Raw genomic sequence first — 14,789 nt, 5'->3', positions numbered from 1 at the left:
CTGTCGGCCCGGTACGGTCGTCGCGTGACTGAGCCGACCCGTAGCGCAACGACCCGGCGGGGCGCGGGCGACCTGCTGCTTCGTCAAGATCACCCAGTAGTGATGGGCGTGCTCAACGTCACGCCGGACTCGTTCTCGGACGGCGGCCGTTACTCGGACGTGGCAGCCGCCGTGGCCCGGGGCACCGCGTTGCGCGCGGACGGCGCCGACATCGTCGATATCGGTGGCGAATCCACCCGTCCGGGCGCCGATCGAGTGGACGCGGCCACCGAGTCCGCCCGCGTGCTGCCGGTGATCCGGGAGTTGGCCGCAGCCGGGGTGCCACTCAGCATCGACACCAGCCGAGCCGCTGTGGCCGCTGCTGCGCTCGAGGCGGGCGCCATCGTGGTCAACGACGTCTCCGGCGGACTCGCCGATCCAGCTATGGCCGCGGTGGTGGCCGACGCCGGCTGCCCGTGGATCTTGATGCACTGGCGGGGCCACTCGCGCGACATGCAGGATCACGCCGACTACGCCGATGTGGTGGCCGAGGTGTGCGCCGAGCTGCAGCAGCGGGTGGCGGAGGCGGTCGCCGCCGGTGTGCACCCCGAGCGGCTGATCCTCGATCCGGGGCTCGGGTTCGCCAAGCGGGCCGAGCACAATTGGGCGCTCAGCACCCACCTCGACCGGTTGGTCGCCCTCGGTCACCCGGTGCTGTTCGCCGCCTCGCGGAAGACGTACCTGGGCCGGCTGTTGGCTGGCGCTGACGGCGAGCCGCGCCCGGTGGACGGCCGGGAGGCGGCCACTGTCGCCACTTCGGTGCTGGCTGTGGCGGCGGGCGCCTGGGGCGTACGCGTCCACGACGTGCGCGGCACCGCGGACGCGCTGGCCGTCTGGGGAGCGACCGGAAACCCCCGTCTGGAGAGGACACACGCATGACAGACCGGATCTCGCTGCGCGGGCTTCGGGTACGCGGCCATCACGGCGTTTTCGACTTCGAGCGCCGCGACGGCCAGGACTTCGTGATCGACGTGGACCTGGAGCTCGACCTCGCCCCGGCCGCGGCCAGCGATCACGTGAACGACACCGTGCACTACGGGGAGCTGGCCGAGCGCCTGGTCCAGGTGGTCTCCGGCGACCCGGTGAGCCTGATCGAAACGCTGGCCGACCGGCTGTGCCTGGTGTGCCTGGAGGACGACCGGGTCGGCGCGGCCACGGTCACCGTGCACAAGCCGCAGGCGCCGATTCCGCACGACTTCGCCGATGTCGCCGTGACCCTGCGGCGGACCCGGTGACCCGCGCCTTGCTGTCGATCGGCAGCAACCTCGGCGACCGATACGCCTATCTGCGCGACGCGGTCGAGGGGCTCGGCGAGCGCGTCGTGCTGGTCTCGGGCGTGTACGAGACCCCTCCGTGGGGTGACACCGAGCAGCCCGCGTACCTGAACGGGGTCGTGCTGGCGGTTGACCCGGAGGCGGACGCGCGGGCCTGGTTGACGATGGCTCGGGCCTTGGAGTCCGCGGCCGGGCGGGTCCGTGATCCCGAGCGCCGGTTCGGGCCGCGCACGCTCGACGTGGACGTGATCGCGGTCTGGGACGCGGCCGGTGAGCCCGTGACCAGCGCGGACGAGGAGTTGACGCTGCCGCATCCGCGGGTGCACGAGCGGGCTTTCGTCCTGAAACCGTGGCTCGACATCCAGCCGTACGCTCAGGTGCCGGGTCGGGGGTGGGTGACCGATCTGCTGAACCTGCCGGAGCTGGCCGCCGACGCGAACGCGCTGACTCCGCGGCCGGATTTGGCACTAGAGTCTGACCAGTGAGCAGCGATCCCGGCGGTCCGGCGCCTGATCCGTCGATGCGGCCCACCAGCGTTTCCGCGCTGGTGATCGCCGCGCTGGCCGCGGCCGCGGTCGGCTGGCTCCTGCTGAGTTCGTTCTATGCGCAAATGCCCCGGTTGCCGTGGCTGCCGATCGTCGTGCTGGGCACGCTGGCGGCCATCGAGGGCATCCTCGCGCAGAACACCGCGGCCCGCATCCAGCACAAACCGGGCGTGCCCCGGCCCGACCCGCTGGCCGTCGCCCGGTACGCCGTGCTGGCCAAGGCGTCCTCACTGGCCGGTGCCATCTTCGCCGGGTTCTCCGCGGGCCTGCTGGCCTGGCTCGCACTCGAGCCGACCAAGGCCGCCACCGACGACGTGCCGGCGGCGATCGGCGGGGTCGTGGCGTCGGTGGCCCTCGTGGGCGCGGCGCTGTGGCTGGAACGTGCCTGCCGGGTGCCGGACGAACCCGACCAGAAAAACGGGGACGATTCCGGCCGCCGAGCCCGTCACCCGTAGGCCGAACTCGTCCGAAGGCTTGATCCGAGACCTCCTCGTTTTCCGTAGGGTGCGGCGGAGGAGGTGGGCGAGATGGCCTATGACCAGAGCCCGTACCGTCGTGATGGCGAGCAGCTGTCGGCGGGGCCGGCGGCCTATCGGGCCGGGGCGGCAGCAACCGACTTCCGCACCCGGGGCTACGACCCGGAGCCGGCGGACAGCGGGGTCCGGATCACCGAGCCGCTGCCCGAGCCGATCCGCCGGCACAACGGGGACGCCGGCGATCGCGACCGCCTCGGCGTCCACATCGGCTGGGAGATCGTCCTGCTGCTGGCGGTCGCCGCCATCGCCTTCCTGCTCTACCAACTCGACGCGGACGCGCTGCGCCGGCCCGCTCTGGACACACTGCTCATTTCGGGTGCTGCGATCGGGTTGCTCGGCCTCGGCGCGGGGCTTTCGTTGTGTGCGGGCGTACCCAATCTTGCGGTCGGTCCGATCTCCCTCGCTGCCGCGCTGCACTTTGCGGAGAACGGTGACCAAGGTCTGGTCCGGGCCGCCGTCCCGGCGCTGATTGTCGCCGCCGCCGGCGGCTTGATCGCCGCCATTGTCGTGCTGGTCTTTCACGTGCCCGGCTGGCTGACCTCGCTGGGCGCGGCCATGGGCGTCATCGTGTACGACCAACTGCGCACCGCCCCGGCCGCCATCCAAGGCACCTTCGACCCCTCTGACCAGGCATTCTTCCTGTTCGGCGGCTTCGCGCTGCTGGCCGTGCTGGGCGGCGCGTCGGGCGCTTCGTGGCCGGTCCGGCGGATGGTCGGCCGGATGCGCCCGACCGGCGATCCGGCGGTACGACCCGGTGGCCGGGCAGTGTTCCCCGTCCTGACCGCGCTCGTGGTGTCGTCCGTCTTCGCGGTCGTGGCCGGCATTCTGTTCACCGCCGGATCCGATGCACCCGTGGTCCCCGGCACCGGCCTGGAATGGACCGGCATCGCGTTCGGGGTGGCCCTGCTGGCCGGCACCAGCGCGTACGGCCGCCGCGGTGGCATCTTCGGCACGCTGCTCGCGACGGCCGGGATCACCCTGTTCCTCGACTACGCGGCCCGGCGCGACCTGGACATTGCCCTGTTCGCGGTCGGCGCGGTCACCATTGGGGCCGGGCTGGTGGTGACCCGGCTGGTCGAGGCGTACGGAAAACCGGCCGCCGACGACTGGACCGGCGGCGAGGATTGGTCACCGGCCGAGCCGAACTCCTGGGGTAACGGTCGCTGAGCCCGCCCTATGCTGACCCCATGACCGACGCGACCTTCGCCGAGCTGGATGCCCTGCCCACCGAGGAGCTGCGCGAGCGCGCCTTCGCGAAGGCCCGCGAACACCTCGACCTCGGCTTCTTCTGGTCGGTGTTCAAGCACCTGCCCGACTCGAAGGACGCCGCCAGCCTCGACGGCGCCCCGAACACGGTCGGCCCGACCATCGACGAGGCCGTCGCGCTGTGGCGGGAGCTGACCGGTCACGGCTACGGCGAGCAGGAACCGCTGCTTCGCGCCGCTTTCATCGACTACCTCCAGAAATAGACCATCGCCGACCTCAGGCCGGCTTCGTAACCTCGCGGTCGGGCGACTCGGGCCTCGGCTCGGCTTCTTCGGCCGGCTCAGATTCCTCGGCCGGGGCGGAAAAATCGGGCGACTCGGTGGTTTCGGCGACGTCGAGTCGGGCCGGCCCGCTGGGGAGATCGGCATCCTCGGACCGATTGGGTACGTCGAACAGCAGCGACCGCGACACCGTCCCCACCGCCCGGCCCTTCTCCATGGCGACCACGTTCAGGGCGTCACTGGTGAGCATCACCGCCAGGGCGTCGTAGAGCGTCCCGCTCGCGTCGACCTTCGGCAACCGCTCGATGTCCTCGATCCGGCCGACCGGGCGCATGGTGTCGCGCACCTTGGTGACCGCGAGTCGGCGGACGCCCCGGTCGTTCCCGACGAACTCGGCGACCGCCTCGGAGGCTGGTTCGCTGAGCAGTTCGGCCGGGGGCGCGTACTGAAGAAGACGCCCGCCTTCGCCGAGGACCGCGATCCGGTCGCCCAGCCGGACCGCCTCGTCGATGTCGTGCGTGACCAGCACGATGGTCTTGCGGACTGTGGCCTGGAGCCGGAGGAATTCCTCCTGCAACCGGCCGCGGACGATCGGGTCGACCGCGGAGAACGGTTCGTCCATCAGCAGCACGACCGGGTCCGCGGCGAGCGCGCGGGCCACTCCGACCCGCTGACGCTGCCCGCCGGAAAGCTCGTGCGGATAGCGGCGGCCGTATCTGGCCGGGTCCAGGCCGACGAGGTCGAGCAGTTCGTCGGCGCGGGCCCGGGTCTTTTTGCGGTTCCAGCCGAGCAGCCGCGGCACGGTCCCCACGTTGGCGCGGATGTTCTGGTGCGGGAACAGTCCCACGTTCTGGATGACGTACCCGATGTGTCGGCGCAGTTCGACCGGGTCCTGTGCGGCGATGTCCTGGCCGTCGAGCAGGATGCGGCCCTTCGACGGCTCGATCAGCCGGTTCAGCATGCGCAGGACGGTCGACTTGCCGCAGCCGGACGGCCCGATGAGGACGGTCAGCTCGCCGGCCCGGACGGCCAGGCTGATGTCGCCGACGGCCACGGTCCCGTCCGGATAGACCTTTCCGACGTTCTCGAGCGTGAGAGACGCCGCGGTCCGGCCAGCGCCGGTGACCTTCATCGCGGTAGCGTCCACGTATGTCCTTCCTGTCGAGGGCCGCGGTGCCCGCGTGGCCCCTGGCCGCCCCCGCTGACGAGGGGCCGGGCAATCCGTGGTTCTCCTGGCGCTATGTCCACGACAACGCGGACGACATCCTTTCCGCCGTGCAGTTCCACGCCGGCCTCACCGCCCGCGCGGTGCTGCTGGCGTTGATCGTCGCCCTGCCGCTCGCGGTCGTCGCCTACTGGTGGCGACCGCTGACCGGCCCGATTCTTGCACTCTCGGGCGTCCTCTACACGATTCCGTCGCTGGCACTACTCGCCCTGGTCGCTCCGGCGGTGGGCACCACCAAGGACACCGCCGTCCTGATCGCCCTGGTCCTGTACGCCCTGTTGGTGCTCGTCCGCAACACCCTCGCCGGGCTGACGCAGGTCCCGGGCGAGGTGAAGGACGCCGCGGCCGGCATGGGCTACGGCCGGCTCGGCACACTGCTGCGGATCGAGCTGCCGTTGGCCCTGCCGGGCATCCTCACCGGCCTGCGCCTAGCCACCGTGTCGACGGTGGCGCTGGTGACGGTGGGTTCGCTTATCGGTAAAGGCGGCCTGGGCGAGATGATCCTCGGCGGCTTCCGCAACAACTTCTACAAGGCCGAGATCATGACGGGCACGCTGCTCTGTGTCGGTCTCGCCCTGGTGCTCGATCTGACGCTGGCCGGGCTGGGCCGCCTGCTCACGCCCTGGACCCGGGAGCGACGCGCGTGAACTACTTCCGCGAAGGCTTCATCTGGCTCAACGACCCGCTGAACTGGACCAACCCCGGCGGGTTGCTGGACCGCGGCGAGGAACACCTGCTGATCAGCCTGTGGGCCGTGCTGCTGGCCTGCGCCATCGGCTGGCCGCTCGGCATCTGGCTGGGCCACCGCGGCCGCGGCGGCGGTGCCGTGGTCACCTTCGCCAACCTCACCCTCGCCATTCCGACCCTGGCCCTGCTCACCATCCTGCCGCTGACCCCGCTCGGCTTCGGTAAGCCGCCTGTGGTGGTGGCGCTGGCGGTCTTCGCCGTGCCGCCGCTGCTCGCCAACGCGTACACCGGGTTGCGGCAGATCGATCCGGAGACCCGCGACGCGGCGAAAGGCATGGGCCTTTCCGGCCGGCAGTTGCTCTGGCGGGTCGAGGTGCCCTTGGCGGTGCCCTATCTCGCTGCCGGCTTGCGTACGGCGGCAGTGCAGGTCGTCGCGACGGCGGCGCTGGCGGCGTTCGTCAACGGCGGCGGGCTGGGCGAGATCATCGCGGCCGGTTTCGGGGTGGGCATGAGCAACGGCGGCGGCGGGCAGATCGTGGCGGGCGGCATCGTCGTCGCCCTGCTGGCGATCCTCGTGGAAGCGCTGCTGGCCGGCACGCAACGCCTGGTCACACCGCGTGCCCTGCGCGGGACGCGGCAACGGCCGACCGCCGCGGCCCCAGCCGGCTGAACGCGTCCTTTCAGATAACGAATGCGCAACGTAGCGCTCCGCGTGGCATAGGTTGTCGTACCCCGGGGTTAGGAACGAGGGTGCCGATCCGGACTTCGTGGACCGGTGCGTACAACCGAAGATGCGGGCATCGGAACCTCGGCTGCCCGTCGGACACGCGGCGCGGCCGGGAGCGGTCGTGCCGGGACACAGAAGGCGGCAGTATGCGTCGACACCTGCTCCTGACGGCCGGCACCCTGATGACCGCCGGCCTCATCCTCGCCGGCTGCGGCGAGTCCGGCTCGTCCGGCACCGCGGCCCCGCCCAGTTCCGCCGCCGGCGCCGGGTGCGCCCCGGTCGCGGGCAGCACCCTGGTCGTGCTCACCGACGACAAGAACCTGCAGAACACCGACAACATCGTCCCGGCCATCCACAAGAAGTCCTCCTCGCCGCAGCTCGTCGCCGCGCTGGACAAGGTTTCCGCTGCCCTGGACACAGGCAAGCTCATCGCGCTCAACAAGGCCGTCGACATCGACCGCAAGTCGTCCAAGACGGTCGCGCAGGAGTTCGCGACGGCCAACAACCTCACCGCCGGCCTCGCCAAGGGACCCGGCGGCGACCTCACCGTCGGCGCCGCCAACTTCGCCGAGAGCAAGACGCTGGGCGAGCTTTACAACATCGTGCTCACCGCGGCCGGATACACGGTCAAGGTCCAGCAGATCGGCAACCGCGAACTGTACGAACCGGCCCTCGAGAAGGGCGAGATCGACGTCGTCCCCGAGTACGCCGCGACGTTGGCTACCTTCCTGTCCGGCAAGGTCGAGGGCAAGGACGCCAAAGACCCGTCCTCGCCGGACCTGAACACCACCATGACCAACCTGAAGGCGCTCGGCGACAAGTCTGGCCTGGACTTCGGCACCCCGGCGTCGGCACAGAACCAGAACGCCTTCGCCACCACGGACACCTTCGCCAGCAAGTACGGCGTCAAGACCCTGTCCGACCTCGCCACCAAGTGCTCGGGTGCCGCCACCGTCCTGGGTGGTCCGCCGGAGTGCCCGCAGCGCCCGAAGTGCCAGCAGGGCCTGGTGCAGACCTACAACTTCCAGGCGGGCAAGTTCAGCTCGCTGGACGTTGGCGGACCGCTCACCAAGACCGGCCTGCAGCAGGGCACGATCAGCGTCGGCCTGGTGTTCAGTTCGGACGGCGCCCTAGCCGCCGGCTGAGTCACTCGGCCCGCCAGCCCAGATCGATCCGCTGCCTGTCCGCCCGCTGAGCACCCTCGGCGGGCGGACGTTCGCGCATTGGTCGCTCTCTGCCAGTTTCCTGACTGGTGCCACCTGGGTAGCATCTGCGACCATGCTGGACCGGGATACCGACCTGTGGCACCGCCTCCCGCGCACGCTGATCTGGGCCGGCACCGGCCTCGCCCTCCTGGCAGCGCTCGTCGTCGGGCTCGGCAGCGCCAGTCGTTCGGTGAAGTTCGCCGTCCTGCTGACCGCCGTGTGCGTGGCGCTGATCGGTGCCGCTCAGTTGCTGCGCAGGGACCCGGCCATGGCGAAGTCGGACGTCGAAGAACTGCTGGCCGATGAGCTCGACACCTTGCGGCGTGATCTGCGCGAAGCCCGCGCCGACATCGCCCACCTCGAGAGCCGTGGCCCCGCCACATCGCCCCCGCTCAGCCCGCAGACGGCCGTCCACCCGCAGGCCGTCCACCCGCAGGCGGCCGTCCACCCGCAGGCGGCCGTCCACCCGCAGGCGGCCGTCCACCCGCAGGCGGCCGTCCACCCGCGTGCCGCCGCCCATCCGCAGGGCGCCCCCCACCCGCGTGCCGCCAGTGCACCCCGGCCCGTCACCGCCACCGCCTCGGTCGCTAATTCCCCTGCAGTCGGGCCGGCGTCGCGGTCAAACTCGTCCGCCGTTGCGCCGGCGTCGCGGTCGACCAGTTCTGCTGCCGTTGCGCCGGCGTCGCGGTCCAGCTCGGACCCCACCGCGCCGATGACCCGATCCAGCGCCGCTGATGCTGCGCCGATGGCCCGGCCCAGCGCGGCTGGTGCTGCGCGGGCGGCGCGGTCTGGCGCGGCTGGTGCCGCGCCGATGACGCGATCCAGCCCGGCTGATGCTGCGCCGGCGTCGGGGCCTAGCGCCGTTGTCGCGCCCGCAGGGCAGCGGGGTGCTGCTTCCGTTCCCGGTCCGCGGGCCCCCTACCGGGACCACCAGACGCACACCGCGGCCCCCGAACGCCGCGCACGTCGCCGGCACGCCGCCCCAGACACCAGCACAGACCTTGCCGCCGGCTCGGAAGCTGAGCCCGGTTGGTCGGATGCGGCGGCCGAGCGGATCCGGTCGGATGCTTCGGCGCGGCCGAGTCGGTCGGACCCTCCGGCAGACCCGGACTGGGCCGATTCGATATCGAGTTGGCTGGGCGCTCAGCCTGCTGCTGCACCGCAACCGTGGGGACAGCAGCCGGGCCAGGGCCGCGGACAAATCCACAGCTCAGCCCAGGGTCGCAGCTTCCCAGCGCCAGTCCAAGGTCGCGACCAGTTCGGCACGCCCCGGGACGGCGATCAGTTCGACATGCCGGGCCACAACCACGATCAGTTCGACGTGCCGGACCGTAGCAGCGATCAGTACGGCGCGCGTCGGGGCGGCGATCGGTTCGGCCTGCCGGGCCACAGCGGCGATCAGTTCGACCTGCCGGGCCACAGCCGGGGGTCGCGTCAGGAACCGGGCCGCGGGCAGGCTCAGGCCTATGGCCGGTCGCGGGGTCACGAGCACGACGGAGGCTGGCGGGACGGTTCGTCGGACCTGCCGCAGGGCGACCGCCGCCGCTGGTAGGGCGGCCGCTATTTGTCGATGTCGCCGACGACGAAGAACATCGAGCCCAGGATGGCGATGAGGTCCGGGACGAGGCAGCCCGGAATGAGCGTTGCCAGCGCCTGGACGTTGGCGTACGACGCGGTGCGCATCTTGAGTCGCCACGGGGTCTTTTCGCCGCGTGACACCAGGTAGTAGCCGTTGATGCCGAGCGGGTTCTCGGTCCAGGCGTACGTGTGGCCTTCGGGGGCTTTGACCACCTTGGGCAGACGGACGTTGACGGGGCCGCTGAGCTGGTCCACCCTGTCCAGGCATTGTTCGGCCAGGTCGAGCGACGCGTACACCTGGTCCAGCAGGATCTCGAATCGGGCGTGGCAGTCGCCGGCGGTCCGGGTCACCACGGGCACGTCGAGCTGGTCGTACGCGAGGTAGGGCTCGTCGCGGCGCAGGTCGAGGTCGAGGCCGCTGGCGCGGGCGACCGGTCCGGAGGCGCCGTAGGCCGCGGCTTGTTCGGCGGTGAGGACGCCGACGCCGACGGTGCGGGCGAGGAAGATGTCGTTGCGGCGGATCAGCCGGTCGATGTCGGGCATCCGGCTGCGGACGAGTGCGATGGCCTCGCGGGCGCGTTTGGTCCAGCCGGCGGGCACTTCCTCTTTGAGGCCGCCGACCCGGTTGAACATGTAGTGGATGCGTCCGCCGGACACTTCTTCCATGACCGCTTGAATGGTTTCGCGCTCGCGGAACGCGTAGAACATCGGCGTGATGGCGCCGATCTCCAGCGGGTAGGACCCGAGGAACATCAGGTGGTTGAGCACCCGGTTCAGCTCGGCGAGGACCATGCGCAGCCAGGTTGCGCGCTCGGGCACTTCGATGCCCATGAGTCGTTCGACGGCGAGGACGACGCCGAGCTCGCTGGAAAAGGCGGACAGCCAGTCGTGCCGGTTGGCGAGCACGATGATCTGCCGGTAGTCGCGGACCTCGAACAGCTTTTCGGCGCCGCGATGCATGTAGCCGACGATCGGTTCGCATTCGACGACGCGTTCGCCGTCGAGTTTCAGTTTGAGGCGGAGCACGCCGTGGGTGGAGGGGTGTTGCGGCCCGATGTTGAGCACCATGTCGGCGGTGTCGAGTCCGGCGCCGGTCCCGACCGTCATTTCCCGCAAGTCACTCACGGCAGAATCGTCCCACGAAGCTCGATTCCCACCTCGTGCAGCAGCCACCAGTGCCCGCCAAGCCCGGTCGGATCGGTCAACTCGGCTGCCGCGCCTGCTGCGCCCAGGGCGCTCAGGTAGGCCGCCGGGTCGGTGCGGGCAAGGTCCAGCGGTGGTCGCCCGCCGTCGACACCCAGGGCTCGCAGCGCCGCCCGCTGGGTGACTATCTGGTACGGCCCCCCGCCGGCGACCGCTGCCGAGTCCAGGGCCACATGTGCCGTCACGTCGCAACTCCCGTCCGGCACGGGGTCGACCTTTCGCCCGTCGCGAAAGCCCGCGAGCGTGCCGAAGCTGGGCCGGGCGCTGCGTAGATGCCCGTAGTCGACGGCCAGCGCGCAGCCCCGGCGTACCGAGGCGACGGCGTCTGCCCAGGCCAGATCGCGGGGCCAGCCGATCTCGACGCGGTCGCCCAGCCCGGCCTCGGGCCACCAGCGGGCCAGCCAGAACCGCTCGGCGGGGTCGACGTCGGCGCCGAGCGACTCCGTGCCGGTGGCCGGGTCGACGAGCAACCGCCGGGCGCGGCCGGACTCGTCGATCTCGGCGACGTCGAGCGGCACGTTGTCGAGCCACTCGGTCGCCAGCAGGACGCCCACGATCGCGCTCGGAATGTCCCGCTCCCAGCCGATCGACTCTGGCAAACCCGCCGGGCGGCCAGCCACCTCCACGCCCGTGAGCTGGAGCCGGCTCGCCAAGGCCGGCACGCGGGATGCGCTTGCGGCGGCCAGGGCTGCCAGGAGCTCGCCGCGGCCAGCGCCCACGTCGACCACCTGCAGGACCGGCGGGTGGCCGAGAGCGGCGTCGACCTGCGAGATCAGGCGCAACAGGGCTCCGGCGAAGAGCGGCGAGGCATGCACGCTGGTCCGGAAGTGGTCGGCGGGGCCGCTGGCCGGGCCGGTGAAGAAGCCGTCGGGGCCGTACAAGGCCCGTTGCATCGCGACCCGCCAGCCCACACTCGTCACGGGAGTAAATCTACGGCGGTGCAGTTGTTCACACGCCCTTGTCACGGGTGTGTTACGAGGGCGCATACTTTCCCCGACCGGTACCCCCTTGTCGAGGACTGGATCCGCACATGAGCGCAGTGCAGCGTGCCGTATCGCGTACGCACCCGCTGGTCGTCGGTGTTGTCGGCGCTGGCCGGGTGGGCGCGGTTCTCGGTGCCGCCCTTGCCGCCGCCGGGCACGAGATTGTTGCCACCGCGGCTGTTTCCGCCGCTTCCCGGGAACGGGCCCGCCGCTTGCTGCCGCAGGCCGCGATCTTGCCCGCCGACGAGGTCGCCCGGGCCGCTACCGATCTGTTGCTCCTGGCCGTGCCCGATGACAATCTCGGCAGCGTCGTGGCAGGGCTGTCCGCAACCGGGGCACTTTCCGACCGTACGGTCGTCGCGCACACCTCCGGAGCGCATGGCCTCGCCATCCTCGGGGATGTCGACGGCATCGCGTTGCATCCGGCGATGACGTTCACCGGGGCGGACGGCGACCTGGACCGCCTGCCCGGCATCGCCTGGGGGGTGACCGCCCGGGATCGGGTTTTCGCCGCGCGCCTGGTCACCGACCTGGGGGGCGTGCCGGAGTGGGTTGCTGAGGACGCTCGGCCGCTGTATCACGCGGCTCTCGCGCACGGCGCTAATCACCTGGTCACCTTGGTCAACGAGGCGGCGGACCTGCTGCGTGCCGCCGGGGTTCGCAACCCGGGGACTGTGCTGTCGCCGCTGCTGCACGCTGCGCTCGACAACGCGCTCGAGCTGGGCGATGCCGCGCTGACCGGGCCGGTGTCGCGGGGCGATGCGGGGACCGTACGCAAGCATTTGGACCGGCTGACGCCGGAGTCGGCGCCGGCATATCTCGCTCTGGCCCGGCGCACTGCCGATAGGGCTATCGCCGCGGGGCGCCTGCGCCCGCAGGATGCGGCGTTGTTGATGGATGTTCTCGCCACCGCACACGCGACCGTTGGGAGCCCTTCATGACCGTGCTCGTTCACACCCGGGCCGAGCTTGCCGCTGCCCGTGCCGCCGCGTCGGGCCGGGTCGCGGTGGTGATGACCATGGGTGCCCTGCACGAGGGGCACCGGCAGCTCATGCGGGAGGCCCGCAAGCGCGGCGACTTCGTGCTCGTCACGGTCTTCGTGAACCCGTTGCAGTTCGGGCCGAACGAGGATTTCGACAAGTACCCGCGCACGCTGGCCGCCGACGTCGAGGCGTGTACGGCGGAGGGTGTCGACCTGGTCTTCGCGCCGGACCGCGACGAGATGTATCCGGGGGGTACGCCGTCGGTGACGCTCGAGGCGGGCGCGCTGGGCACGATCCTGGAGGGTGCCAGCCGCCCGGGCCACTTCTCCGGGATGCTGACCGTGGTCGCCAAGCTGCTCCGGCTCACCCGCGCTGATGTCGCGTTGTTCGGCGAGAAGGACTTCCAGCAGCTTGCGCTGATCACGCGGATGAACATCGACCTGGAGCTGGGCGCGGAGATCGTCGGCGTGCCGACGGTCCGCGAGCCGGACGGGCTGGCGATGTCCAGCCGCAACCGGTACCTGTCCGCCGAGCAGCGGACGGCGGCTCTCACCCTGTCCCACGCGCTGCGCGAGGGTGCGTTGCAGGACGACCCCACGCGGGTCCTCGAAGCGGCGCAGAAGATCCTCGACGACGAGCCGGGCGTGCAGGTGGACTATCTGGCGCTGACCGACCCGCTGCTCGGTCCCGCGCCCGCGACCGGCCCCGCCCGCTTGCTGGTGGCGGCGAAGGTCGGCACCACCCGCTTGATCGACAACGTACCGCTGCACCTGGGAGAGGTCGCCTGATGCTCCGCACCATGCTCAAGTCCAAGATCCACCGCGCCACGGTGACGCAGGCCGACCTGCACTACGTCGGCTCGGTGACCGTGGACCTGGATCTGCTGGAGGCGGCTGACCTGCTGCCCGGCGAGCAGGTCGCGATCGTGGACGTGACGAACGGCGCCCGCCTCGAGACCTACGTGATCCCGGGCGAGCGCGGCACCGGCGTCATCGGCATCAACGGCGCTGCGGCCCACCTGGTGCACCCGGGTGACCTGGTCATCCTGATCTCCTACGGCCAGATGGACTCGGCCGAGGCCCGGTCCTATCAGCCCCGGATCGTGCACGTCGATGCCGACAACAAGATCATCGAGTTGGGTACGGACCCAGCCGCCGCCGCCGAAGGCATGGCCGACGACCTGGTCCGCGGCGACCTGACACTCTCCGCGCACTGAGAAGTGCGGCGATCTGGCGCTGTCTGTTCCACTGCGCGGGCGGCGACCTGACGCTGTCCGCAGGCCGAGGCCGCCGGTCCGGTCTTTCGAACGCCGCCTGCTGTCCCGGCTGATTGCCATATCATCGGCGAAACGGACATCAGGCGGCGGCTCGGGGGGCTCAGTTCATGCGTCACTACTCCCGGCGGCGGCGCCGGTGGGGTATCGCTGCCGCGTTGAGCGTGCTGGTGACCGCCCTCGCCGGGTGCAGCAACCCCGCCGGGGTCGACGGCGACCTCATGAACGGCTGGGCCGCGCTCGGAGCGCCCACCGGCTTCACTCCGGTGGCGGAGACCTGTCACCTCGCCAACTTCTCGACGTTCGGACCGCGGTCGTCGTACGAGGAAGTGGACTGTCAGACCAAGCACCGCACCGAGACCGTCTACGTCGGCAAGTACCCGAGCCCGGCCGCGGACGCTCCGGAGCCACCGGCTGACACGTCGGCGGCGGCGCGGTCGGCGTACGAGGTGTGTGACAAGAAGACCACCGAGTTCGTGGGTGGGCCGTGGCGTACCGCCCGACTGTGGATCGGGGTGACCCAACCGACCCGCGCCGCCTGGACCGGGGGCGCCCGCTGGTACCGCTGCGAGGTCATCGTCAGCAGCTCGGTGGAGGACGACGGCGGGCTGGTCCAGCGGGTCGGCACGCTGCGCGGCGCACTGCGTGAGACGGCTTCTCCGCTGCTGTTGACCTGCTATTCCGTTAAGATCGACAAGAGCGGTGAGATCGACACCATGCCCGCCGCCGGGTGCGCGGAGCCGCACAACGCCGAGTTTGTCGGGGTCTGGGACGCGGGTAACCGGGAATATCCGGAATCCGCGGCCCAGTGGGACGTCTTCCACGCGGGCTGCCGGGGCAAAATCGCCTCCTATGTGGGGGTGCCCAATGACGCCGACCAGCAGTACCGCGCGGGTGTCGTGTCGCTGCCGGGCGGAGACGACGTCTGGGCGCTGGGCGACCGGGGGGTGCGGTGCTACCTGTGGGTCGACAACAATGCGCTGAAATCCTCGCTCAAGGGCAAGGGCGACAAGGCGCTCCCCGTGCAGTTCGAGTAACGCCCGG

The 14,789-nt window shown here is 70.8% G+C and carries 18 protein-coding genes; 13 read left to right on the top strand and 5 right to left on the bottom strand.

Going from position 1 to position 14,789, the window contains the following annotated elements; translation table 11 throughout:
- Positions 1 to 102 precede the first annotated feature (102 nt).
- From folP to ACIA1L_RS12475, 6 genes are all read left to right on the top strand, one after another.
- Positions 103 to 918 (top strand): dihydropteroate synthase, encoded by an 816-nt coding sequence (gene folP / locus ACIA1L_RS12500; RefSeq protein WP_396073053.1) that lies wholly within the window; start codon positions 103 to 105, stop codon positions 916 to 918.
- Positions 915 to 1,274, top strand: coding sequence for a dihydroneopterin aldolase (gene folB, locus ACIA1L_RS12495; RefSeq protein ID WP_396072759.1), 360 nt, complete (start codon positions 915 to 917; stop codon positions 1,272 to 1,274). The genes folP and folB overlap by 4 nt, the downstream gene beginning before the upstream one ends.
- Entirely contained in the window at positions 1,271 to 1,798 is a 528-nt protein-coding gene (gene folK, locus ACIA1L_RS12490) for a 2-amino-4-hydroxy-6-hydroxymethyldihydropteridine diphosphokinase (protein ID WP_396072758.1), read from the top strand. Before folB ends, folK begins: the two co-directional genes overlap by 4 nt.
- Positions 1,799 to 1,833: 35 nt before the next feature.
- Entirely contained in the window at positions 1,834 to 2,313 is a 480-nt protein-coding gene (locus ACIA1L_RS12485; RefSeq protein WP_396073052.1) for a DUF3180 domain-containing protein, read from the top strand.
- Positions 2,314 to 2,385: 72 nt separating this feature from the next.
- Positions 2,386 to 3,561, top strand: coding sequence for an ABC transporter permease (locus ACIA1L_RS12480; protein WP_396072757.1), 1,176 nt, complete (start codon positions 2,386 to 2,388; stop codon positions 3,559 to 3,561).
- A gap of 20 nt (positions 3,562 to 3,581) precedes the next feature.
- Positions 3,582 to 3,863 (top strand): hypothetical protein, encoded by a 282-nt coding sequence (locus ACIA1L_RS12475; RefSeq protein ID WP_396072756.1) that lies wholly within the window; start codon positions 3,582 to 3,584, stop codon positions 3,861 to 3,863.
- A gap of 13 nt (positions 3,864 to 3,876) precedes the next feature.
- Here ACIA1L_RS12475 and ACIA1L_RS12470 read toward each other — a convergent pair whose 3' ends face one another.
- A complete protein-coding gene (locus ACIA1L_RS12470; RefSeq protein WP_396072755.1) occupies positions 3,877 to 5,028 on the bottom strand; it encodes an ABC transporter ATP-binding protein in 1,152 nt (383 codons plus the stop codon).
- Positions 5,029 to 5,030: 2 nt separating this feature from the next.
- Here ACIA1L_RS12470 and ACIA1L_RS12465 point away from each other — a divergent pair, with 2 nt between their 5' ends.
- The 3 genes from ACIA1L_RS12465 (at position 5,031) to ACIA1L_RS12455 (ending at position 7,665) form a co-directional block, all read left to right on the top strand.
- On the top strand, positions 5,031 to 5,753 hold the full coding sequence (locus ACIA1L_RS12465) for an ABC transporter permease (protein ID WP_396072754.1): 723 nt from the start codon (positions 5,031 to 5,033) through the stop codon (positions 5,751 to 5,753).
- On the top strand, positions 5,750 to 6,463 hold the full coding sequence (locus ACIA1L_RS12460) for an ABC transporter permease (RefSeq protein WP_396072753.1): 714 nt from the start codon (positions 5,750 to 5,752) through the stop codon (positions 6,461 to 6,463). The genes ACIA1L_RS12465 and ACIA1L_RS12460 overlap by 4 nt, the downstream gene beginning before the upstream one ends.
- Positions 6,464 to 6,666: 203 nt before the next feature.
- Positions 6,667 to 7,665, top strand: a complete 999-nt coding sequence (locus ACIA1L_RS12455; RefSeq protein ID WP_396072752.1) for a glycine betaine ABC transporter substrate-binding protein — start codon at positions 6,667 to 6,669, stop codon at positions 7,663 to 7,665.
- Between the two features lies 1 nt (position 7,666).
- Here the strand turns inward: ACIA1L_RS12455 and ACIA1L_RS12450 are convergent, their stop codons facing one another.
- The 4 genes from ACIA1L_RS12450 to ACIA1L_RS12435 all read right to left on the bottom strand — a co-directional run bounded on the left by ACIA1L_RS12450 (position 7,667) and on the right by ACIA1L_RS12435 (position 11,399).
- Positions 7,667 to 8,245, bottom strand: a complete 579-nt coding sequence (locus tag ACIA1L_RS12450; protein WP_396072751.1) for a hypothetical protein — start codon at positions 8,243 to 8,245, stop codon at positions 7,667 to 7,669.
- Positions 8,246 to 8,935: 690 nt separating this feature from the next.
- On the bottom strand, positions 8,936 to 9,211 hold the full coding sequence (locus ACIA1L_RS12445; protein ID WP_396072750.1) for a hypothetical protein: 276 nt from the start codon (positions 9,209 to 9,211) through the stop codon (positions 8,936 to 8,938).
- Positions 9,212 to 9,285: 74 nt separating this feature from the next.
- Positions 9,286 to 10,410, bottom strand: coding sequence for an NADH-quinone oxidoreductase subunit D (locus ACIA1L_RS12440; RefSeq protein WP_396073051.1), 1,125 nt, complete (start codon positions 10,408 to 10,410; stop codon positions 9,286 to 9,288).
- Positions 10,411 to 10,424: 14 nt separating this feature from the next.
- Positions 10,425 to 11,399 (bottom strand): SAM-dependent methyltransferase, encoded by a 975-nt coding sequence (locus tag ACIA1L_RS12435; RefSeq protein WP_396073050.1) that lies wholly within the window; start codon positions 11,397 to 11,399, stop codon positions 10,425 to 10,427.
- 137 nt (positions 11,400 to 11,536) lie between these two features.
- On the opposite strand from ACIA1L_RS12435, the gene ACIA1L_RS12430 reads away from it, so the two are divergent.
- The 4 genes from ACIA1L_RS12430 to ACIA1L_RS12415 all read left to right on the top strand — a co-directional run bounded on the left by ACIA1L_RS12430 (position 11,537) and on the right by ACIA1L_RS12415 (position 14,782).
- Complete coding sequence (locus ACIA1L_RS12430) at positions 11,537 to 12,430, top strand: Rossmann-like and DUF2520 domain-containing protein (protein ID WP_396072749.1); 894 nt, start codon at positions 11,537 to 11,539, stop codon at positions 12,428 to 12,430.
- Positions 12,427 to 13,260, top strand: coding sequence for a pantoate--beta-alanine ligase (gene panC, locus ACIA1L_RS12425; RefSeq protein WP_396072748.1), 834 nt, complete (start codon positions 12,427 to 12,429; stop codon positions 13,258 to 13,260). Before ACIA1L_RS12430 ends, panC begins: the two co-directional genes overlap by 4 nt.
- The gene (panD, locus tag ACIA1L_RS12420) at positions 13,260 to 13,688 is read left to right on the top strand and encodes an aspartate 1-decarboxylase (RefSeq protein ID WP_396072747.1); all 429 of its coding nucleotides are present in this window, start codon (positions 13,260 to 13,262) and stop codon (positions 13,686 to 13,688) included. Before panC ends, panD begins: the two co-directional genes overlap by 1 nt.
- A gap of 167 nt (positions 13,689 to 13,855) precedes the next feature.
- Positions 13,856 to 14,782, top strand: coding sequence for a septum formation family protein (locus ACIA1L_RS12415; protein WP_396072746.1), 927 nt, complete (start codon positions 13,856 to 13,858; stop codon positions 14,780 to 14,782).
- Positions 14,783 to 14,789: the final 7 nt, after the last annotated feature.

Origin of the sequence: Actinoplanes sp. NPDC051859 (assembly GCF_044452725.1) — a bacterium.
Lineage (GTDB): Bacteria > Actinomycetota > Actinomycetes > Mycobacteriales > Micromonosporaceae > Actinoplanes.
This window is presented reverse-complemented; position numbering and strand designations above follow the sequence as displayed.